Raw genomic sequence first — 21,005 nt, forward strand, 5'->3', positions numbered from 1 at the left:
GCCGTACGGCACGGCGCACACTGAGACGCGTGCTGCATTTCCCGGGGGACGGTCCCGGGCCCCGGCCGGAGCGGCAGGCCGGAAGGGGCACCGGCAGCGACATCGCGAGGACGCCTTGAGTACACCGACTTCCGGGGGACACCCCCCGGACTCCCGGCAGGAGAGGCAGCCCGGCAGCGGACACGGCGGCACCCTCGTCCGGCCACTGCGCGACAGGACACGGTCCGCACTGCTGGCCGGCATACAGGGCCTCGCACTGTGCGGACTGTCGATCGGTGTGTCCCTCGTGCTGTTCATCCTGAGCGTCGTCTCGATCGCCCTGATCGCCATCGGTGTCGGAGTGTTCACCACCCCGCCGCTGACGGTGCTCGTACGGATGCACGCCAACCAGCGGCGCGCCTTCGCCCGCGACTGGGCGGGCCTCACCGTGCCGGCGCCGTACCGGCCCCTGCCGCACGACGTGCGCGGCGGCGTGACCGGCGTCGTGGAACGGTGCACACACATGCTCAAGGACCCCGCCACCTGGCGGGACTTGATCTGGCTGCTCGTCGACGCCGTCGCGGGCTTCCTCAGCGCGCTGCTCCCGCTCGCCCTGATCGTGTACGGAGTCGAAGGCTGGGTGCTCTTCGCCGGCGTGTGGCGGGCCGTGCAGGGCGGCTACTGGTACGCCTTCATCCCCGTGGACGGCTTCGGCGCCGCCGCCCTGTGCGCGGCCCTCGGCACGGTCCTGCTCGCCGTCGCCGTACGGGTCAACCCGTACTTCATCCAGGGGCACTTCCAGCTCGTACGGAGCATGATCTCGCCCAGCCGCGAGGCCCGCCTGGAGCGGCGCGTGGAGCAGCTGTACGAGACACGACACGACGCCGTCGACTCATCGGCCGCCGAACTGCGCCGCATCGAACGGGACTTGCACGACGGCGCGCAGGCCCGCCTGGTGTCCGTGGGCATGAGTCTGGGCACGGTCGAGGCGCTCATCGAGAAGGACCCGGCCCAGGCGAAACTGCTGCTCGCCCAGGCCCGGCAGAACTCGGCGGACGCGCTGACCGAACTGCGCGACCTGGTTCGCGGCATCCACCCTCCCGTGCTCGCCGAACGCGGCCTGGGCGACGCGGCGGAGGCGCTGGCGCTGCGCATGACGCTGCCCGTCGAGACGGACGTCGAGCTCCCCGGCCGGTTCCCCGAACCCGTCGAGTCCGCCGCCTACTTCGCGATCAGCGAGATCCTCACCAACGCGGCCAAGCACGCGCAGGCCGACCACGTCTGGCTGGACATGCACTACAGCGAGTCGGCGGGCGGCATGCTGCGCATCGCCGTCACGGACAACGGCCGCGGCGGCGCCTCACCGGACACCGGCAGCGGCATGCGGGGCATCGAGCGCCGGCTCGCCCAGTTCGACGGCATCCTCGCGGTGAGCAGTCCGCCCGGGGGGCCGACGCTGGTCACGATGGAAGTGCCCTGCGTTGTGCTGTGAGCGGGGCCAGCGCACAAGGGGCGCGGGGAACTGCGCGAACCACACGGCGAACCGCAGCCGCCGACGTCCCCCGGCCCGAACGAATCGGCGCACGCAAGGCGCCGCCCGTCACCCCAGCGCGGCGACCTTGTCGCGGTACCCGCGCACCGGGGCCGCGTCCCGGTACGGCTCCAGCCGGCGCTCGAACTCCCGCACATACTCCAGCGCCCGCACCGACCGCATCTCCGCCGCCGCGTGCGCCGCCTCGGCGCCCAGCGCGCACGCCTGCTCGACCTCGCCGAGCCCCAGCCGCGCCGTCGCCAGCACCACCCGCGAGAACAGCCGGCTCCGCGCGTGCCCCGTGGCCCGCAGCTGCAGCGACCGCTCGGCGTGCAGCGCGGCCGCCCGGTACTGCTGAAGGTCCCGGTGGCAGTGCCCGAACTCGTCCGCCAGCTGCGCCTCGTCGAACGTCCGCGCCCACGGCGGGACGTCCTCCCCGGGCCGCGCCGTCTCCAGCGCCCGCTCGGCGCGCGCCAACGAGGCCGTACTGGCCCGCACTTCGCCCAGCACCCCGTGCCCGCGCGCCTCCGCCGCGTGCAGCAGCGCCTGCACGACCGGCGGCGCCGACGTGCCCACGCCCTGCTGCGCGACCCGCGCCAGCTGCACCGCCTCCCGGCCGTGCGACAGATAGACCGCCTGCCGGCTCATCGTGACCAGCACATAGCTGCCGTACGCCCGGTCGCCCGCGGCCTGCGCCAGCCGCAGCGCCTGCACGAAGTACCGCTGCGCGAGGCCGTGCGCGGCGATGTCGTACGACGTCCAGCCGGCCAGCCGCGTCAGATCCGCCGCCGCGCCGAACAGCCGCCGCCCCACCTGCTCGTTGTACGTGCCGCGCAGCATCGGCTCGGTCTCGTGCTCCAAGTACCGCACCAGGGCCTGCCGGGCGTGCCCGCCGCCGTACGCGTTGTCGAGGGCGCGGAACAGCTCGCCGACCGTGCGCAGCGCGCTGATGTCCCCCATGGAGACCCGCTGTCCGGGACCGCGCTCGACCTGATCCAGCCAGGCGGGCGCCGCAACCGCCGCGGCGGAGGCGGCAGTCGGCGCCGGGGGAGCGCCGGGCTGCCCGCCGGGCGCGCGGACGGGAACGCGCCCCGCCGTCCGTACGGCCGCGGCGCTCGCCGGGCCCCGCACCTGCGCCGGCACCCGCGCACGCGGGCGCGCCGCGGCGGCGGCCGCGTCGCCCTCCACGCCGTGCGCCACCCGCTCGTCGGGGCGGCCGATCAGCCAGTCGCGGCTGGGCACCACGAGCCCCGCCGGAGTGAACGCGATCTTGCGGAGCTCCGCGTGGCTGCCGGAGTCCTTCCGCCACAGCCCGCTGACGATGTCCACCGCCTCGGCGGGCGTCGCCGCGAACTCCAGGCCCGCGTACACCGGGGCGCACGCGTCGAGCCCCAGGTCCTGCGCGGTCAGCCGGCGTCCGAGCCGGCGCGTGAACACCTCGGCGATCAGAGCGGGCGTCGTCCCGCGCGGCTGCTGCCCGCGCAGCCAGCGCGTCACCGACGTCTTGTCGTAGCGGAGATCGAGGCCGTGCTCCAGGCCGAGCTGATCCACCCGACGGGCCAGCCCGGCGTTGGAGAACCCGGCCTCGGCGATCAGAGCGGCGAGCTGGCGGTTGGGGATGCGCTGCGGGGAGGACTGGGAGGTGGAACCCCCAGGTCGTTCCATCGTCATCAGCTTGTAGATCTCCTGCCCTACGGCTAGCGGCAGACGCCGGGGCGCCCTGCGGAACGGCGCGAATGTAGCGGCACCCTGTGCTTCCTTCCGCCCCTTCCCTCCGACTTCATCCATACGTGTGAGAGGACGGCCCCCTGCCAGGGCCGGAAGCCGCCGCCGTAGAGTTGCTGACCGGGCGCGACACCGGACATTCCGCTGTACGGCGGAGAACCCCGCCGCGGCAGCGGAAGGTCCGGCACTGACTGAGGAGGAAGCTTCTATGGGCTCCGAGCTGAACTTCGTCCACCTGGGCTTCGGCGACAACGCCGTGGAGTACCAGGAGGCGTGGCAGGAGCAGCGGCGCGTACACGCGGCGCGGTTCGAGGACGAGATCCCGGACACCTGTCTGCTGCTGGAGCACCAGGCCGTCTACACCGCGGGCCGGCGCACGGAGGACAGCGAGCGCCCCCTGGACGGCACCCCCGTGGTCGACGTCGACCGCGGCGGCAAGATCACCTGGCACGGTCCCGGCCAGCTCGTCGCGTACCCGATCATCAAGCTGCCGCGCCCCGTCGACGTCATCGCGTACGTCCGCCGGCTCGAAGAGGTCATGATCCGCACCTGCGCGGACTTCGGCCTGGAGGCCACCCGGATCGAGGGCCGCAGCGGCGCCTGGGTGCTCGGCGAGGAGCGGGCGAAGCCCGAGCTCGGCGGCCTCTCGCTCGACTTCGACCCGCGTACGCAGGACGACGAGTTCGACCCGCGGCTGAACGGCCCCGAGTACGCGCCCTCCAACGCGGGCCAGCGCGGCGAGGACCGCAAGGTCGGCGCCATCGGCGTACGCGTCGCCAAGGGCGTCACCACGCACGGCCTCGCCCTCAACTGTGACCCGGACGACACCGAGTTCGACAAGATCATCCCCTGTGGCATCCGCGACGCCGGCACGACATCGCTCACGGCGGAGCTGGGCAGGAATGTTCCGGTGACGGAGGTCCTTCCCGTAGCGGAGAAGCACCTGCGCGAGGTCTTCGACTCCTTCGTCCCCGAGCCCCGCGCGGTCTGATCCTTCCGGGGGAGCCCCCGGAGCCGACAGAAGCACGGCGTAGTCTGGTCTGCGCCGAGGAATCGAAAGTACGTAGGGAGCCGGACGTGTCCGCTGTCGCACCCGACGGTCGTAAGATGCTCCGCCTGGAGGTCCGCAACAGCGAGACCCCGATCGAGCGCAAGCCGGAGTGGATCAAGACCCGGGCGAAAATGGGCCCCGAGTACAACGCCCTGCAGAACCTGGTGAAGAAGGAAGGGCTGCACACGGTCTGCCAGGAGGCAGGCTGCCCCAACATCTTCGAATGCTGGGAGGACCGCGAGGCCACCTTCCTCATCGGCGGTGAACAGTGCACCCGCCGCTGCGACTTCTGCCAGATCGACACCGGCAAGCCGGATCCGCTGGACACCGACGAGCCGCGCCGCGTCGCCGAATCCGTCGAGACGATGGAGCTGCGCTACGCGACCATCACCGGCGTCGCCCGCGACGACCTGGACGACGGCGGCGCCTGGCTGTACGCGGAGACCGTCCGGCAGATCCACCAGCGCATGCCGGAGACCGGTGTCGAGCTGCTCATCCCGGACTTCAACGCCGACCCCGACCAGCTCGCCGAGGTCTTCTCCTCCCGCCCCGAGGTGCTCGCGCACAACGTGGAGACCGTCCCGCGGATCTTCAAGCGGATCCGCCCCGGCTTCCGCTACGAGCGCTCGCTGAAGGTGCTCACCGAGGCCCGCAACGACGGCCTGGTCACCAAGTCGAACCTGATCCTGGGCATGGGCGAGACCCGCGAAGAGGTCAGCGAGGCGCTCCGCGACCTGCACGAGGCCGGCTGCGAACTGATCACCATCACCCAGTACCTGCGCCCCACCCCGCGGCACCACCCCGTCGAGCGCTGGGTCAAGCCGCACGAGTTCGTGGAGCTCCAGCAGGAGGCCGAGGAGATCGGCTACGCCGGCGTCATGTCCGGCCCGCTGGTCCGCTCCTCGTACCGCGCGGGCCGGCTCTACAAGCAGGCCATCGAGGCCCGGGACGCCAAGGCGGCCTGACCGGCGCCCTCCTGACGCCGCGCCGGACCGGCGCGGCGCCGGGAGCCGCTGTACGGAGCGCCGCCGCACCGGAGTTGCCGGACCCTTGTCCAGGGGTCAGGGCGCGCCACGATAGGAGTCAGGGCGGCGCCAGGATGGCGCAAAGGCGGCGTGAGGTTCGCCGCACCGCCTTTCGAAGGCTTTGACCCCTCGGTCATCCGCTGGTAACACCTAAGCGCGACGATGAATCCACGCGGAGTGCACAGGGAGGGACCCCTGGGTACCCGCGCGCAGTGCCCGGGCACACCCCGCTCGCCGTGCCCGAGTGCCGTACCGCTCGCGTCACCGCACGATCCGTACAGCACACGCCGTTCATCACTCACTCCATGGAGGGGGCCGCCGTGCAGACACCTCTGCGCGCGTTCGTCAATCTGGAACACCTGCTGCTGAGCCGGGGCAACCGGACGGCCCGGCGCAACGCCTGGACGGCGGTGCTGGAGGACCGGCAACGCGCCAGGGCACGCACGGAGGCGCAGCACGTACTGGAGGCCGCGACGACCCGGAGTCCGGCCGCCACGTAAACTTCCTGGCATGGCGAGGAAGGACAACGCAGAGAACGCTGCGAACCCGGGGCGATTCAGGCAGATCGCTCAGACATACAAGATGACCCGGCGCGTGGACCGGAAGATCGGCTGGATCCTGGCCGGCGTGTGGCTTGTCACCTTCGGTGTCTTCCTCGCGATCGGCTTTCTCATCGGATACCCGGTCTACGTGGGCATCCTCGGGTTCCTGGCCGGCTTCGTGGTGGCGGCGATCGTCTTCGGACGGCGCGCCGAACGGGCCGCATTCGGACAGATGGAGGGCCAGCCCGGTGCGGCCGGCGCGGTGCTCGACAACGTGGGCAAGCAGTGGAACGTCACGCAGGCCGTGGCGATCAACCGCAGCCAGGACGTCGTGCACCGGGCCGTCGGCAAGGCGGGCATCGTGCTGGTCGGCGAGGGCAACCCGAACCGGGTCCGCTCGCTGCTGGCCTCCGAGAAGAAGAAGATGTCGCGGATCGTCTCCGACGTCCCCGTGCACGACCTGATCGTGGGCGACGGCGAGGGCCAGGTGCCGCTGAAGAAGCTGCGCACCACGATCCTCAAGCTGCCGCGCGTGCTCTCCGGTCCGCAGGTCACCCAGACCAACGACCGGCTGCGCGCCCTCGGCGACCTGATGAGCAACATGCCGATCCCGAAGGGGCCGATGCCGAAGGGCATGCGGATGCCGAAGGGCGGACAGGGCGGCGGCCGCTGACCGCCCACCGGACACCACTCGTATACGGCGCGACGCCGGGACACCCTCCCGGAGTCGCGCCGTTCGTCTGCGCGGCGGCCCGGTCCGGGTCGTCTGCGCGCGGAGTGCGTCCGTCCGCGCGGCGCATGTCCGTACGGGACGGGTGCGGGAGCGCGTGTCCCGTACGGGACGTGCGCCGGGCCCTTACGGGGTGCGCGTCGGGGGTGCCGGGCGCCGGGTGTCAGGGGCGGGCTCAGGTGGGGGCCGGGCTCAGGCGGAGCCGGTTTGAGTTGCGACCGGGCTCAGATGCGGACCTGGACCGCGCCCGACAGCCGGTCGTGCAGGCCGCGGTTGTCCCGGTCGAACACCAGCGCCGGGATGGCGAGGCCGAGCAGCACCGTACGGACGGCCGCGCGCCAGAACGCGAGCCGGCCCAGACCGTCGACGGCCACCACGCGCAGCCCCAGCAGCCGCTTGCCCGGAGTGCTGCCGACCGTGCCGACGGTCAGCAGGACCATCACGAGGAAGACGGCCAGCGCCCAGTTGTTGGCGGTGGACAGCTCCTGGCCGGACAGCAGCCCGTACCCGATGACGACGGCGAGCGCCCAGTCGATGAAGAGCGCGCCGAACCGGCGTCCGACCGGCGCGATGGAACCGGGCCCCTCCTCGGGCAGCCCCAGCCGCTCACCGCGGTAACCGAACTCGGCTCCCATGTCCTCGGCGGCCGCGCGGGGACCGGAGAGCCACGACCCGATTGCTTCCCTGTTGTCCACATGGCAACGGTACTGCGTCGCCCGTACGGTGCCGCCAAGCGCCCCCCGCCCGGCATTCCGTACGCTCCCCGGGAGCCTTTCGTACGCGCCCCGGGCGCCCTCTGTCCGGCGGCCCCGGGCGCCCTTCGCGGAGGCGCGCGGACACCCGGCGAGCCGGTGAACCGCAGCCGCCTCCGAGCGGCAATCCCCAGTAACATCGGCGAAACAAACGGGTCATGCCCGAGAAACGGCACCTGCTTAGGGTCGGGCCCAGCGCGCCACCGCACTGGCCTGCGCCCCGCAGCAATTCCCGTCCCCTCGCGGCAGGCGGGACAAGGAGGAGTTGGATGTTCCAGAACGCCGACGAGGCCAAGAAGTTCATCGCGGACAACGACGTCAAGTACATCGACGTCCGCTTCTGCGATCTGCCCGGTGTGATGCAGCACTTCGCAGTCCCGGCCGAGACCTTCGACCCGTCAGAGAACCTCATGTTCGACGGCTCGTCGATCCGGGGCTTCCAGGCCATCCACGAGTCCGACATGGCGCTCGTGCCGGACCTCTCGACGGCCCGCGTGGACCCGTTCCGCGCCGAGAAGCACCTCAACATCAACTTCTTCATCCACGACCCGATCACCGGCGAGCAGTACAGCCGTGACCCGCGGAACGTGGCGAAGAAGGCCGAGGCCTACCTCGCCGCCTCCGGCATCGCAGACACCGCCTTCTTCGGTCCCGAGGCCGAGTTCTACGTCTTCGACGACGTCCGCTTCGAGACCAAGGCCAACTCCGCCTTCTACAGCATCGACTCCGAGGCGGGCGCCTGGAACACCGGCGCCATCGAGGACGGCGGCAACCGCGGCTACAAGGTCCGCTACAAGGGCGGCTACTTCCCGGCCCCGCCCGTCGACCACTTCGCCGACCTGCGCGCCGAGATCAGCACCGAGCTGAGCAAGTCCGGCCTCCAGATCGAGCGCCAGCACCACGAGGTCGGCACCGCGGGCCAGGCGGAGATCAACTACAAGTTCAACACGCTGCTCGCCGCCGCCGACGACCTGATGCTCTTCAAGTACATCGTGAAGAACACCGCCTGGCGGAACGGCAAGACCGCGACCTTCATGCCCAAGCCGATCTTCGGTGACAACGGCTCCGGCATGCACGTCCACCAGTCGCTGTGGAGCGAGGGCTCCCCGCTCTTCTACGACGAGCAGGGCTACGCGGGCCTCTCGGACACCGCCCGCTACTACATCGGCGGCATCCTCAAGCACGCCCCGTCGCTGCTGGCCTTCACCAACCCGTCGATCAACTCGTACCACCGCCTGGTGCCCGGCTTCGAGGCCCCGGTGAACCTGGTCTACTCGCAGCGCAACCGCTCCGCCGCGATGCGCATCCCGATCACGGGCTCCAACCCGAAGGCCAAGCGCGTCGAGTTCCGCGCCCCGGACCCCTCGTCCAACCCGTACCTGGCCTTCGCCGCGCTCCTGATGGCGGGCCTCGACGGCGTCAAGAACAAGATCGAGCCGGCCGAGCCGATCGACAAGGACCTCTACGAGCTCGCCCCCGAAGAGCACGCGGGCGTCCCCCAGGTCCCCACCTCGCTCCCCGCGGTCCTCGACGCCCTCGAGGCGGACAACGAGTACCTCCAGGCCGGCGGCGTCTTCACCTCCGACCTCATCGAGACCTGGATCGACTACAAGCGCACCAACGAGATCGCCCCCATGCAACTCCGCCCCCACCCCCACGAGTTCGAGCTCTACTTCGACATCTAAGCCGGACCCCGTCCTGGGTGGTTTGCTGACCGGATGTCAGTGGATGTGCTTCGAGCCCCTGTTGTTGCCCTTCGCGGAGGGAAGCAGCAGGGGCTCGTCCCGTTGTCGGGCAGGGGTAGGCAGCCCCCGCTCGTCTCAGGTCGGCGTTATCCCTTTGCGCGGCGGTGGTGTTGGAAGACGTCTGTGATCAGGGATGTCGCGTTCGGGCCCGCCGTCGGGGCGCCGAGTATGGGGTCCGGGGAGTCCGGCCACTGGTGGCCCATGCGGGGCAGGGTGTAGGTCGCCGTACGGCTGCCGTCCCCGCAGACCGCGCGCGTACGGGTGTTGCCCTGGCGAAGTGAATGGGGCGGGCCCTGGCGGCAGTTGAGGCGCTGATGCCAGGCGCGCAGGCCGGTGCGGAACTGGCCGTAGTACGGGTCCGCGCCCCCTAGGAAGGTCACGAGCGAGACCGGGGTCCTCGGCGCGTACGTGTCGTCCTCCAGCGCCTTGCCGATGAACCCGCTGCTGACCGGCGCCACCGCCGCGAACGTGCCCGGGAGTTCGACCGCGAGCCGCAGTGGCCCGCACGGGCAGGGACGACGCGACCCCGTCCGACGTACGGGCCCCCTCCCGCAACCGGCTTATTGCCCGCCCCGCAAAGCGCCGTGCCGCAATCGAGGCAACTTGCGCAACGTCGGCGATCAGACCGGCAATCCGCGCCGGCGGTGGAGCCCCGGCCTTCAGAAGCAGCCGGCAGCCGGCGTCGGGCTCGTTCTCCGCCAGGGGCTGTGGTTCTCAGTGAGGTGTGGGTAGCGTCCTGGCGCATGGTCTTCAACTTCAACGATCACTACCACTCGTTGCTGCTGAAGCAGGTGCCGCACGGGGCGCGAACGGCGCTGGACGTCGGGTGCGGGACGGGAGGCTTCGCGCGGCTGCTCGCGGGGCGGGGCCTGGACGTCGAGGGAGTGGACGCCAGCGCGGACGTCCTCGTGGCGGCGCGAGCGGCCGGGGGCGGCCCCCGGTACCGCCAGGGAGATGTGCGGGAAGAGCAACTGCCCGATTCCCACTACGACTTCATCTCCTGCGTCGCCAGCCTCCACCACATGCCCTTCGACACCGTACTGACGTTGCGGAAGGCACTCGCACCGGGCGGCGTCCTGGCGGTGCTGGGGCTCTGTCCGGTCAAGTCGGCGGTCGACTTCGCATGGGCGCTGCCCACGCTGACCCTCCTCCAGGCCGACCGGCTGCTGGACAAGCTGCATCCCGGTCCGCCCGTGCCGTTCCCCATGGTCTGGCCGCCCCCGCTGACGTACGCCGAGACCCGTACGGAGTCGGCCCGGCTCCTGCCCGGATCGGTCCTGCGCCGTCTGCTGTTCTGGCGGTACCTGCTGCTGTACCGGGCATGACGGGAGGCCAACGGGTGGTACGGGCGCGGCCGTTGGGATGACGGGTGCCATCGCCGCTCGGCCGGCGGCCCCCGCGGCCGAGCGGCCCGTCGCGGCGGCGCGCATCGTCGCCGTGGTCAGGCCGGGAGCCAGGTGGGCCACCATGGTGGGGTGAGGGTGTCCTCCGGGCATACGGCCTTGTCCGTGGTGCCGGCGCCCGTGGGGGTTCCGAGCCAGGCGAACTGGATCCAGGTCATCAGCACCAGTGCCGCGAGAGTGATGAGGACGGCGACCGGTGTGCGGGTGCGGGCGCCTGCGGCTGTGTACGCGAGAGTCGCCACCAGGGCGCCGGCGCCGATGCTCAGCGGCAGTTCCCAGAACCGCCACGAGAGCGGATCCACCCCTTCGGAGATGTAGCTTCCGCAGGTCCGTATCGCTTCGCGGGACAGGCGCCAGGACTCGTAACCCGCTAGCCCGCCCGCGGGAACCATCAGGCACCCGACACCGCTTGCCGCCTTCACGCCGCGCTCCCCGCCTATCTGGTCGCCCATTCCCCGGACTTGGGGACGACGAGCCTCTCCCGTATGTCCTTTTCGCGTCAGCCGTCAAGCTGGCCGCTGAGTCCCCCCTCGCTACTGTCAGATCGTGGTGTCCACGTCCTCCGTCAGGAGGGTGTCCAGGGCGCGTTCGGCTACGGCGGCGATGGTCATTGACGGGTTGCACGCTCCTGTGGTGCCGGGGATGAGGGCGCCGTCCAGTACGTAGAGGCCGCGCTGGCCGTGTACGCGGCCGTTCAGGTCGCACACCGTGCCCATGGGGGCGCCGCCGAGCGGGTGCCAGGTGCTGTTGACGAGGCGGTTGGTGTCGGTGAGGAGGCCCGGGCCGCGGGAGACGGCCGTGACGCGTTCGTGGATGCGGCGGTGGATCGCGTCGTCGCCGTCGCGGGGCCAGTGGAGCGTCACGGAGTCGGTGCCCGAGTCGTACCGGAACCGGCCGCGGCCCTCGCTCACGCCGAAGCCGACCAGCATGGTCGTCCTCGTGTCGAGGCCCAGCGGCGGGAGGGACGCCTGAATGATCGTGTTCGCGGTCGCCGGGTCGTCCCAGTCCTTGCTGCCGTAGACCACGGGCCCGCCCTGTTCGGCGCCGAAGTCCTCCCGGCCGTTCGTCCAGGCGTAGATACGGTCGCCGTTCGTCCCCCAGCCTCCGCCGAGCCCGTCGGGCATGTCGGGGACGGCGCCGGTGGCACCCGCGCGGACGAGGAGTTTGCTGGTGTTGAGGCTGCCGGCGGCCATGATCAGGGCCCGGGTGGTGAGGATCTTCTGTTCGCGTACGTGGCCCGCGTCGTCGGTACGGTCGACGTGTACGTGCCAGCGGCCGTCCTTCGCCCGCTCGATTCCCGTGACGTTGTGGTGCGTCGCGACGGTGACCCTGCCCGTCGCCTCGGCCTGCTTCACGTAGGTCACGTCGACGGAGTGCTTGCCGCCGTTGTTGACGCCGAGCGCCGCGTCGCCGTTCGTGTACGACGGCTTCATCTCGCCGCGCAGCTCGGCCAGGGCGTAGTCCCAGTCGATCGGCATCGGGATCTTCTCCAGCCCGTAGCCGGCCTTCCGTACCCGGTCGGCGAACACCCGCGAGGCGCGGTAGTTCGGCGAGGCGGCCAGCGCGTCGGGGGCCTTCGCGACCCGCAGCATCTTCGCGACCCGCGGATAGTGGATCCGGTGCATGCGACGGTAGTCGAGCGCTTCGGGCAGCCAGGTGCTGAAGACCGCCTCCGACGGCTGGAGGGTCATGCCCTGGTACACGAGGGAGCCGCCGCCGACTCCGGAGGCGCACATGGCCAGGATGTTCCGGCCCAGTACCGGTTCGAGGAGCCCGACGTACGGGTCGAAGTCCAGCGGTGTGCCGGCCAGTTCGGCGAGCGGCCTGAGGGCGGGCGGGAGCGTGCCGTACCAGAGCGCCCGCTTGTCGAGGCCCGACACCCGCGGGAACGTCTCCGCGTCCGGGCCGGTCGGCCAGCGCCGTCCGCGCTCCAGGACGGTCACCGGGACGCCGGCCTGTGCCAGCCGGAGCGCGGCCACGCCGCCCCCGAATCCCGAGCCGATGACGACAACGCGGTGCTCTTCCCTGGTCAGTCTCACGCGGGCCGGTGCGGCGGTGGCGGAAGGCGACGGCAACAGGCCGGCCGCCCCGAGGCCGGCGGCTCCGGCGAGGAGGGCGCGCCTCGTCGTACGCGGCTCGGGCGTGCGCGGCTCCGTCGTGCTGGGCATGGGCAGCTCCCGGGGAGAGGTCGGCATGGCCGCGGCCAACCTAGGCTGTTTGACGGAGAGTTGATAGTGCGATCGTGCTGGTCCCGGCCTGTGGAGTGCTCACGTGGAGCCACATCGCGGCGGCTCCCCGCACGGTGATCAACGACTGCGCGGCGAGGCGGTTGCCGGAGGGCGGGCCGCCCTCGTGCCGGGGCTCCGCGAAGCCGGCTTCCCGCCCGGGGCGGGGGTTGCCGTGGGTGATGGGGTGGGGGCGGAGCGGGGTGTGAGGGAATCGTCTCCGGGCGGGGAGCTGCCGGATTTCGTTGATCGTGCTCGGCCCGTCACAATCAACCGGTGACCTTCCCCTGTCTCTTCAGCGGACTCGGTCCTGCCCTCCCGCGCCGACGGCCCCCGCCGACGCCTGTGGGCCGGGAGTCCGCGGGCGAGGGGTGGGCGCACGCGGATGTCCGAAGGAGATGATCTCCCGCAGAGGAGGCACGTAGTTGGAAGGAAGGCTGGCCATGGCGGCTGAGGCGCGTGGTGAGGTCGAGGAGTTCCTCCTCGGGGACCGGTTCATCTGTCTGGCGGGGCGGTCCGCCTGGCGGCAGGGCGGTATCGCCCACCGGCACTATGACCGGCTGGGCAGCGAGGAGGCCGCCCGGTCGATGGCGCTGGATCTCGCGGAGTTCGTGAGCGGGGCGGACTGGAGCGCCCGTACGTTCACGAGTTTCATCGCGACGTTCGAGCAGCCCCGCGGGGTGGACGAGCTGCGGTTCGAGGAACTGCTGTGGCAGCAGCTGCAGTTGCTCCACGACCAGGACGCGGAAGCGCATGGCTGGGCCGAGGGCTATTCGTCGGATCCGCAGTCCGGGGAATTCGCGTTCAGCGTGGCCGGCCATCCGTTCTTCGTGATCGGTCTGCACGAGACCCACCGCCGGTGGGGCCGCCGTCCTCCCTTCCCGATGCTGGCCTTCAACTCCCACGAGCAGTTCGACCGGATCAAGGGCGCCGGGATGTGGGACAGGCTGGCGGAGAAGATACGCAAGCAGGACATCAAGCTGCAGGGCGACATCAACCCGAACCTGTACGAGTACGAGCAACTGGCCGAGACCCGGCGCTACTCCGGCCGCCCCAAGCCCGCCGCATGGCAGTGCCCTTTCTCCGCGCGCGGAGCGGAACCGGCTGCCGCCGGGGTCACCGAGCACGAGTACGCGCACGCGTCTGAGCCCACGCAGACACCGGCGGACGACCACGAGCACGAGCATGCGGCCGCGTACGAGCAGGAGCACGAGCCGGCCCGCGAGCACGCGGCAGCGCACGAGCCCGAGCCCGAGACCCAGCCCGGGACCCAGTCCGGGACTGAGCACGCGGAGCGCGACCTGACCGTCTCGGCGGTCTGACTCCGCCCGCCGCACCCCCTGTACGAACGCCGCCCCGTACGGCACGTCCCGCCCTCGCGCCCGGACGTGCCGTACGGGGCGGTCGTCGTGTCCGGGCGGCAGCCGGCTGCGGTGTCACGGGACGGATGGCGTAGGAACGGAGCAGTACGGACGGATCTCCATACCGAACCCGGGGGATGAGCACCGGCCACGGAAGTATCACAATGTGCTCGCACATCTACGTATTGCACCCATAGTTGGATAGTGTCCCGCTTCATACCAGAGGGGGATTCATCCATGTCCTATCCCAACCAGCCGTATCAGCCGATGCCGCCGCAGCAGCCGCCGCGGAAGTCTCGCGCGGGGAAGATCCTCGGCTTCGGCTGTCTCGGTGTCATCGTCGCCATCCTCCTCGTGGCCGTCGTTGGGATCGGCCTGTCCGGCGGTGGCAGTGACGACGACCGCAAGGCGGACAAGGCCGCTACGGGGGCCAAGGAGAAGGCCGACGGGTCCGGTGACGGCGAGTCCGGCGGGAAGGACAAGCCGGCGAAGGAGAAGAAGGCCGCTTCGGGCAAGGTCGTCTTCAAGGTGTGGGGGGACGCGTCGACAGGAGCGGACATCACCTACGGCAGCGACAGCGAGAACATCAAGGGCTCCGGCCTGCCGATGACCAAGACCCTGCCGTCCAAGGACGACGCCATGTACTTCATGGTCAACGCGCAGCTCCAGGGTGGCGGAGACATCCACTGCTCCGTGACGGTCGACGGGGAGACGAAGAAGGGGCACGCGAAGGGCGGTTACAACATCTGCAACGCCCAGTTGTCCAACGCCGGCTTCGGCTGGAGCTGATCCTGAGCACCGGCCACCGCTGTACGGGCCACCCGGCCCGTCCGTCATCCCGTCGGGCGGGACAGGTCGTACGGGCGGGGGTACGGCGCCGGGCGGTAGTGGAGGTAGCGGCCCGCGGTGGCCGGATCGGCGTTCTCGGCGCGGGAGTTGAGGGCGGCGGGGGAGGTGCTCCAGTGGCCCGTGCCGACGCGGAGTTCCAGGGTGTGGACGGCGGCGACGGCCTCTCCCGTGGTGAAGGTGCAGTGGCCGGGCGCGTTCACGTACGCCTGGCGCAGCAGTGCGCCGGAGCCGGAGGCCGTGGCCGCGCGCCGGTAGGCGCTCTCGGTCTGTACGGGTACCAGCGCGTCGCCCGTGGTGTGGACGTTCAGCTGCGGTTTCCGGAGCCTGCCGGTGAAGGAGCTCGTACGGCTCATCCACGCGGTGGCTCCGGGATCCGCGCTGGTCCGGGGCGCGTCGCGCAGCGCGGCGAGGTCCTTGCGCAGGGAGAGCCCGGCCTTGGCGTAGACGGCGCCGACCTCCTTGCGGAGCGGTGAACGGCGCAGCATGGCGGTGTAGTCGACGCCGGTGTTCCACGACGGGTTGCCGCCGGCCCGGCTCTCGGCCTCCTGCCTCCAGGAGAACGCGCCGGTCTTCAGGAGGCCGGCAACTGCCGTGTACTGGTTGGCCTGTTGGGTGTCCCAGTCCTCCGGCCCCGGCTTCTTCTGCGCCGGATCGTTGTAGCCGGGGATGTTGTGCAGCGCGGCGGCGAGGGCGATACGGGCGCGTCCCGCGGGTGTCTTCTGCGCGGCGGCGGTCCTGGCGCTCATGACGGAGGCGGACTTGCGGGCGGCGTCCTGGCTGCCGAACCCGGTGAGCCGTACGGAAGTGTCCCGCGCGAGCAGCGTCTTGAGGGCGAAGACCGGGTCGAGGGTGCTGTTCCAGTTGGCGACGCCGCCGTGCACCAGACCGCACAGGGACAGCGTGCCGTCGACGCGGTCCGGGTGCCGTTCGGCGAGCGCGGTCGTGACGAGCCCGCCGTACGACTCGCCCCAGGCGAGCGTGCGCCCGGCCCGGCCGAACCGCTTCGTGAACAGGCCGAGCGTCGCCAACTGGTCCGGTACGGCGTCCGTGACGGCCCAGCCGGTCGTGGCGTAGGAGGAGCCGACGAGGGCGTATCCCTCGTCCAGCAGCCGCTTGCGGGTCTGCGAACTCGGGGCGTTCTCCGCCGCGTTGGGGCTCCCAGCGGGGTGGTAGCCGTGGCTGAACAGCAGGACCGTGCCGTTCCAGTCGGCGGGTCTGTCCATCACGTACGCGGCGCCGGAAGGGAGCTTCCCCTCGACGTGCGCGCCACCCGAAGCCCTGGCGCCCGCGCCGTCGTGGGGCGCGGCCCCCGCGGAGGCCGGAGTGGCGGCGAGCAGGGCCGCCGCGAGGAGAGCGGCGGTACGGGTTCCGGTGCGGGTCGCGGTGCTCATGAGAGGGTCCCTTCTCCGGTGCCGGGCGCGGCCGAAGTGCGGCCGCCGTCAGGGGTGTTCGTGCTGTGCGAGTCACCTGCGCCGTGCGTACGGGCGGCACCGCCGGCAGGGTCGGCACCGGCCGCAGCGTCGGCACCAGCGGGGCCCGCCGTACCGCCGCCGTCGCCGTCCAGCGCGTCGTGGTGGGTTTCGCGCATCCACCAGACGGTGAGCGCCGTGACCGCGGCGCCGCCGCACAGCAGCAGGGCGAGCGGCGCGCTGCCGCCGCCGTACGCCGCGAGCAGGACGCCCGCGATCATCGGCGAGAAGCCGCCGCCGACGAGCGTCGCCATCTGATAGCCGAGCGAGGCGCCCGTGTACCGGACGCGGGTGCCGAACCCCTCGGTGAGCAGCGCGCCGAGCGGCCCGTACATCGTGGACTGCGCCACGCCGTGCCCCAGCACGAGCGCGAGGATCAGCAGTCCCGGCGAACCGGAGTCGACCAGCGCCAGTACGGGGAAGGCCAGCGCGGCCGAGGCGACGGCCCCGGCGAGGACGACGGGGCGGCGGCCGACCCGGTCGGAGAGCGCGGACGCGCAGGGGAGTACGACAAGTGCCGCGCAGGAAGCGAGAGTTACGGCAGTCAGCACCTCGGTCCTGGAGTAACCGTGCTGCACCGCGTACGAGATCATGAAGCCGGTCAGCAGCGACTGCGCGGTGAAGGCGCCGATGCCGACGCAGCACGCCTGCACGAGGGCCCGCGGCCGGCGGAGGATCTCGAACAGGGGCAGCTTCGGCGCCGGTCCGGAACCGGCCGGCCGTTCCGCGGTGTCGCGCGCCGCCGCGAAGAGGGGGCTCTCCGCGACCTTCAGCCGTACGAACAGTCCGACGGCCAGCAGCACCACGCTGAGCAGGAACGGTACGCGCCAGCCCCAGGTGCGGAACTGGTCGTCGGGCAGCGACGCCACCAGCGTGACCACGCCGGCGGACAGCACCGAGCCCAGCGGGGCGCCGAGTTGGGTCGCGCTCGCCCAGAGGCCGCGGCGCCCGGCCGCGCCCCCGGCGGCGTGCTCCGCGTGCTCGACCACCATCAGCGTCGCGCCGCCCCACTCGCCGCCGATCGCGATGCCCTGGACGACGCGCAGCGCCACCAGCAGGACCGGAGCCCAGACGCCGATCGTCGCGTACGTCGGCAGCAGGCCGATGAGGAAACTGCCGCACCCCATGAGGGTCATCGTCAGCAGCATCATCCTCTTGCGGCCGACGCGGTCGCCGAAGTGCCCGAAGACGACCCCGCCGAGCGGCCGGGCCACGTAGCCGGCGGCGAAGGTGCCGAAGGCGGCGATGGTGCCGACGGCGGGGTCGGCCCGCGGGAAGAACAGCTCGCCGAACACGAGCGCGGCGACGGTGCCGTAGACGAGGAAGTCGTAGAACTCCACGGCGGTGCCGAGCAGTCCGGAGACCGCGACGCGGCGCAACTGCCGTGATTCCGGGGACGGTCGGGGGCGCGAAGAGGGGGACGTCTGCACAGGGGGCTCCCGGGGACGTGATGAGGTCCCCGTGAAGTTAGGCAGTAACGCGGCGGCCGTCAATGTTCTGCACAACATCGACTGTCGCGGCCGTGCCCGGAACGCCGCCCCCGCCCGCCGCGCGCCCGGGTGTCAGCCGGTGGTGCGCGAGTAGTGCGCTGCGATCTCGTCGCTGGTCGTCAGCCACACGCCGGGGTGCCCCGCGATGTATTCGAGCGCCTGGTCCAGGTACTTGTGCCGGAACGGCTGGCCGATGACGAACGGATGCAGGGCCATCGACATCACGCGGCCGCTGTCCGCCGCGTCCTCGTACAGCTGGTCCAGCTGGTCCTTGACGATCTGCACGAAGTCCGGCCCGGTGAGGCTCTTTCCGACGAACAGGCTGATGTCGTTGAGCTCGATGGGATACGGCACGCTCAGCATGCCGGGCACGTTCAGCGGATACGGCTGGTCGTCGTTCGCCCAGTCCAGTACGTATTCCAGGCCGAGTTCGGCGAGCAGCGACGGCGTACGGAACGTCTCGGTGAGCCCCGGGCCCAGCCAGCCGCGCGGACGGCGCCCGGTCGCCTTCTCGATGGTGCCGACCACCTCGGTCAGATAGGCGCGTTCCTCGTCGGGATCCATGTCTGCCTGGAAGATGGAGTTGTTCTTGCCGTGCGCGAGCCACGCCCAGTCCCGGTCCAGGCCGGCGCGCACGATCTGCGGATAGCGGGCGGTGACATCGGAGTTGAGCAGCACGCTCGCGCGGATCCCGTGCCGGTCGAGGCTCTCGGCCAGCCGCCAGATGCCGACGCGGGCCCCGTAGTCGCGCCAGCCGAAGTTCAGCGGGTCCGGCGTCAGATCGGCGGTGCCGGGGAAGATGCTCGTCGCGGGGCGGTCGATCTGGAAGTGCTCGACGTTCAGCCCGACGTAGAACGCGATGCGCGCGCCGCCCGGCCAGACGATCGGCTCGCGCTCGGTGATGGGGCTGTAGTCGAAGAGCTCGTTGTCCATGAATCTCACCTCGTAGGCCGCGTGTTGGCGTTTCTTCGCCCGGCCATGCTGCGGCCTGACACCGGTGTGAGATTCAAGGTGGGTGAGATGGGGTCGTGCGTCGTACCGCTCGTTGAACGAACGTTACGACGCACCACCCGCCGCGGGACACGTGTCCACGTGACGGGTGCGGACAGGTGCGGGGCCGGCGCCGGGGTGTTGCTCGGCTCGGCCCTCTTCGTCCACTCGCCACCGGCTCGCGGCCGGGACCTCCGCCGCGGGGGCGGTACGGGCGTTCAGCACCACCCAGCGGCCGACGACCGGATACTGCTGCACCGCGGCGCCGCAGTCCGAGCACGTCCCCGAACGCCCGCGCTCGGACGGCCAGTTCGCCCGGCGGGGTGCGGAGGCCGAGGGGTCGACGGCCGGGGCCTCGGCGACAGGGCCGCCCGCGGCGATGATCGCCGGGGTGGGGAAGGGGCGGTGGACGGGGAGGGTGAGGGCGGCGTGCGCGGCGCGGTCGGCGGCCTCGTTGAGGGGGTGCCCGTTGTGCCCGCGTACCCACTCCAGCCGTACGTCGCGGCCCTCCATGCAGGCGGCGGCCCGTTCGATGAGGTGCCGGTTGGCGACCGGGTTCCTGCTGGAGTTCAGCCAGCCGTTCCGTCGCCACTTCGGCAGCCAGGTGGTGACGCACTTGATGGCGTACGACGAGTCGGCGTACACGGTGATCGGCCCGCTGGTGTCCTCCAGTACGGCCAACAGGGCGGCGAGTTCCGCGACTTGGTTGGTGCCCTGGCCCAGCGCGCCGGAGACCGCACGGGCAGGCTCGCCGTCCGCGTCGGCGAGCACGTACGCCCAGGCGCACGGGCCCGGGTTGGGGTCGCAGGAGCCGTCCGTCGCGGCGACGATCCGCTCCACGGCGGGCCGCTCTTCGGCAGCGGACCGGTCGGACGCGGCCCCCTCGGGCGCGGACGTTTCCGTGCCGGCCGGTGCGGCGGTGAGCTGTTCAGACATGGCGCGGTGCCGGGCGCGCCGGGGGGCCGGTCACGCGCCGTCCCCTTCCCGTGAGCGGCGATGGTGTGCTGCGCGCCGTCCGGGGAGCGGGGCGCGCCGGATCATTGTGGCTCATGGGAGGGACGGGAGGCGCGCACCGGCGCACCGGACCTCGCGGCCCAGGCGGGTCTCGCGGCCCAGGCGGGTCTCGTGGTCCCGCCGGTCTCGCGGTCCCGCCGGGCCTCTCGGCCCCGGCGGGGCCCGTCACTTGACGGCGCCGGCGGTCAGGCCGGCGACGAGATAGCGCTGGAGCAGCAGGAACCCGGCGACCACGGGGAGGCTCACGACGAGCGCGGCGGCCATGACCTGGTTCCAGTAGACCTCGGTCTGGGTGGCGTACCCCTGGAGCCCGATGGAGAGGGTGCGCGTCACGTCGTTCGTCATGACGGAGGCGAACAGGACCTCGCCCCAGGCGGTCATGAAGGAGTAGACGGCGACGGCCACGATGCCCGGCACGGCCGCGGGGACCACGACCCGGAACAGCGCGCCGAGCGGCCCGCATCCGTCCACGAGTGCCGCCTCGTCGAGGTCGCGGGGGATGGAGTCGAAGTAGCCGGCGAGCATCCACACGGACAGCGGCAGCGTGAACGTCATGTACGTGAGGATCAGCCCGCCCCGCGAACCGTAGAGGGCGATGCCGGTGGCGTTCCCGATGTTCACGAAGAGGAGGAACAGCGGGAGGAGGAAGAGGATGCCGGGGAACATCTGGGTGGACAGGATCGTGACCGTGAACAGCCGCTTCCCGCGGAACTGGTAGCGGCTCACGGCGTACGCGGCGAAGACGGCCACCGTCACCGAGCACAGCGTCGCGGCACCCGCCACGATCAGCGAGTTGATGAAGTACCGGGCGAGCGGCACCGTGTGCCAGATGTCCGCGTACGGGCGGAGCGTGAGGCCGCCGGGGATCCAGTGGAACGGGCCCGACACGTCCTGGAGCGGCTTGAGGGAGCTGCTCAGCATGACGTACAGCGGGGTGGCCGCGAAGAGGGCGAGCAGGGTGAGCACCACCCGGCGGGTCCACAGGAAGGAGGGCGGGGGAGCCGTCGCCGAACGGGGCCGGGGTGTCCGACCCGAACGCGACCTGGAAACCTGCCTCTTGCCGCCGGGGGAGGGCGGCCGTCGGTCAATTCCCGTACGGACAGCACGTGTTGACTCCCGGCCCT

General features: G+C 71.4%; 19 protein-coding genes. 9 read left to right on the top strand and 10 right to left on the bottom strand.

The features are described 5' to 3' along the window. The first annotated feature begins 205 nt into the window (after window positions 1-205). The gene (locus tag AC3AGO_RS24515; RefSeq protein WP_487824791.1) at window positions 206-1,471 is read left to right on the top strand and encodes a sensor histidine kinase; all 1,266 of its coding nucleotides are present in this window, start codon (window positions 206-208) and stop codon (window positions 1,469-1,471) included. A 108-nt stretch (window positions 1,472-1,579) separates the two neighbouring features. Here the strand turns inward: AC3AGO_RS24515 and AC3AGO_RS24520 are convergent, their stop codons facing one another. Then, window positions 1,580-3,181 carry an NsdA family TPR-like regulatory protein gene (locus AC3AGO_RS24520; RefSeq protein WP_487824792.1) on the bottom strand — a complete coding sequence of 534 codons (1,602 nt, stop codon included), beginning with the start codon at window positions 3,179-3,181 and terminating at the stop codon, window positions 1,580-1,582. Window positions 3,182-3,443: 262 nt separating this feature from the next. Between AC3AGO_RS24520 and lipB the strand changes: the two genes are divergently transcribed. The 4 genes from lipB (at window position 3,444) to AC3AGO_RS24540 (ending at window position 6,526) form a co-directional block, all read left to right on the top strand. Next, complete coding sequence (lipB, locus tag AC3AGO_RS24525) at window positions 3,444-4,226, top strand: lipoyl(octanoyl) transferase LipB (RefSeq protein WP_487822392.1); 783 nt, start codon at window positions 3,444-3,446, stop codon at window positions 4,224-4,226. A gap of 86 nt (window positions 4,227-4,312) precedes the next feature. Continuing rightward, entirely contained in the window at window positions 4,313-5,251 is a 939-nt protein-coding gene (gene lipA, locus AC3AGO_RS24530) for a lipoyl synthase (RefSeq protein WP_487822393.1), read from the top strand. A 365-nt stretch (window positions 5,252-5,616) separates the two neighbouring features. Then, window positions 5,617-5,811: an SCO2195 family GlnR-regulated protein gene (locus AC3AGO_RS24535; protein WP_487824793.1), complete on the top strand. Its 195-nt coding sequence runs from the start codon at window positions 5,617-5,619 to the stop codon at window positions 5,809-5,811. Between the two features lie 10 nt (window positions 5,812-5,821). After that, on the top strand, window positions 5,822-6,526 hold the full coding sequence (locus tag AC3AGO_RS24540; protein ID WP_487822394.1) for a DUF4191 domain-containing protein: 705 nt from the start codon (window positions 5,822-5,824) through the stop codon (window positions 6,524-6,526). A 281-nt stretch (window positions 6,527-6,807) separates the two neighbouring features. Here AC3AGO_RS24540 and AC3AGO_RS24545 read toward each other — a convergent pair whose 3' ends face one another. Further along, window positions 6,808-7,278, bottom strand: coding sequence for an RDD family protein (locus AC3AGO_RS24545; RefSeq protein WP_487822395.1), 471 nt, complete (start codon window positions 7,276-7,278; stop codon window positions 6,808-6,810). Window positions 7,279-7,604: 326 nt separating this feature from the next. Between AC3AGO_RS24545 and glnA the strand changes: the two genes are divergently transcribed. Beyond that, window positions 7,605-9,020, top strand: a complete 1,416-nt coding sequence (glnA, locus tag AC3AGO_RS24550; protein WP_487822396.1) for a type I glutamate--ammonia ligase — start codon at window positions 7,605-7,607, stop codon at window positions 9,018-9,020. 146 nt (window positions 9,021-9,166) lie between these two features. Here the strand turns inward: glnA and AC3AGO_RS24555 are convergent, their stop codons facing one another. After that, the gene (locus tag AC3AGO_RS24555; protein WP_487822397.1) at window positions 9,167-9,538 is read right to left on the bottom strand and encodes an alpha/beta hydrolase family protein; all 372 of its coding nucleotides are present in this window, start codon (window positions 9,536-9,538) and stop codon (window positions 9,167-9,169) included. Between the two features lie 285 nt (window positions 9,539-9,823). On the opposite strand from AC3AGO_RS24555, the gene AC3AGO_RS24560 reads away from it, so the two are divergent. Continuing rightward, window positions 9,824-10,405: a class I SAM-dependent methyltransferase gene (locus tag AC3AGO_RS24560; protein ID WP_487822398.1), complete on the top strand. Its 582-nt coding sequence runs from the start codon at window positions 9,824-9,826 to the stop codon at window positions 10,403-10,405. A gap of 116 nt (window positions 10,406-10,521) precedes the next feature. On the opposite strand, the gene AC3AGO_RS24565 is transcribed toward AC3AGO_RS24560, so the two are convergent. Both AC3AGO_RS24565 and AC3AGO_RS24570 read right to left on the bottom strand, forming a co-directional pair. Then, entirely contained in the window at window positions 10,522-10,935 is a 414-nt protein-coding gene (locus AC3AGO_RS24565) for a hypothetical protein (RefSeq protein ID WP_487822399.1), read from the bottom strand. 87 nt (window positions 10,936-11,022) lie between these two features. Continuing rightward, window positions 11,023-12,651 (bottom strand): GMC oxidoreductase, encoded by a 1,629-nt coding sequence (locus AC3AGO_RS24570; RefSeq protein ID WP_487822400.1) that lies wholly within the window; start codon window positions 12,649-12,651, stop codon window positions 11,023-11,025. A 500-nt stretch (window positions 12,652-13,151) separates the two neighbouring features. On the opposite strand from AC3AGO_RS24570, the gene gntA reads away from it, so the two are divergent. Next, window positions 13,152-14,030: a guanitoxin biosynthesis heme-dependent pre-guanitoxin N-hydroxylase GntA gene (gene gntA, locus AC3AGO_RS24575; protein ID WP_487822401.1), complete on the top strand. Its 879-nt coding sequence runs from the start codon at window positions 13,152-13,154 to the stop codon at window positions 14,028-14,030. A 276-nt stretch (window positions 14,031-14,306) separates the two neighbouring features. Further along, complete coding sequence (locus AC3AGO_RS24580) at window positions 14,307-14,858, top strand: MmpS family transport accessory protein (RefSeq protein WP_487822402.1); 552 nt, start codon at window positions 14,307-14,309, stop codon at window positions 14,856-14,858. Between the two features lie 44 nt (window positions 14,859-14,902). Here the strand turns inward: AC3AGO_RS24580 and AC3AGO_RS24585 are convergent, their stop codons facing one another. From AC3AGO_RS24585 to AC3AGO_RS24605, 5 genes are all read right to left on the bottom strand, one after another. After that, entirely contained in the window at window positions 14,903-16,309 is a 1,407-nt protein-coding gene (locus tag AC3AGO_RS24585; RefSeq protein WP_487822403.1) for an alpha/beta hydrolase family protein, read from the bottom strand. Beyond that, window positions 16,306-17,766, bottom strand: coding sequence for an MFS transporter (locus AC3AGO_RS24590; RefSeq protein ID WP_487822404.1), 1,461 nt, complete (start codon window positions 17,764-17,766; stop codon window positions 16,306-16,308). The genes AC3AGO_RS24585 and AC3AGO_RS24590 overlap by 4 nt, the downstream gene beginning before the upstream one ends. 183 nt (window positions 17,767-17,949) lie before the next feature. After that, window positions 17,950-18,810: a polysaccharide deacetylase family protein gene (locus AC3AGO_RS24595; protein WP_487822405.1), complete on the bottom strand. Its 861-nt coding sequence runs from the start codon at window positions 18,808-18,810 to the stop codon at window positions 17,950-17,952. Window positions 18,811-18,933: 123 nt separating this feature from the next. After that, on the bottom strand, window positions 18,934-19,803 hold the full coding sequence (locus AC3AGO_RS24600) for an RNase H family protein (protein ID WP_487822406.1): 870 nt from the start codon (window positions 19,801-19,803) through the stop codon (window positions 18,934-18,936). Between the two features lie 243 nt (window positions 19,804-20,046). Then, entirely contained in the window at window positions 20,047-20,865 is an 819-nt protein-coding gene (locus AC3AGO_RS24605) for a carbohydrate ABC transporter permease (protein ID WP_487824794.1), read from the bottom strand. Between the last annotated feature and the right edge of the window lie 140 nt (window positions 20,866-21,005).

The sequence above is a fragment of the Streptomyces sp. BL1 genome (assembly GCF_057628045.1).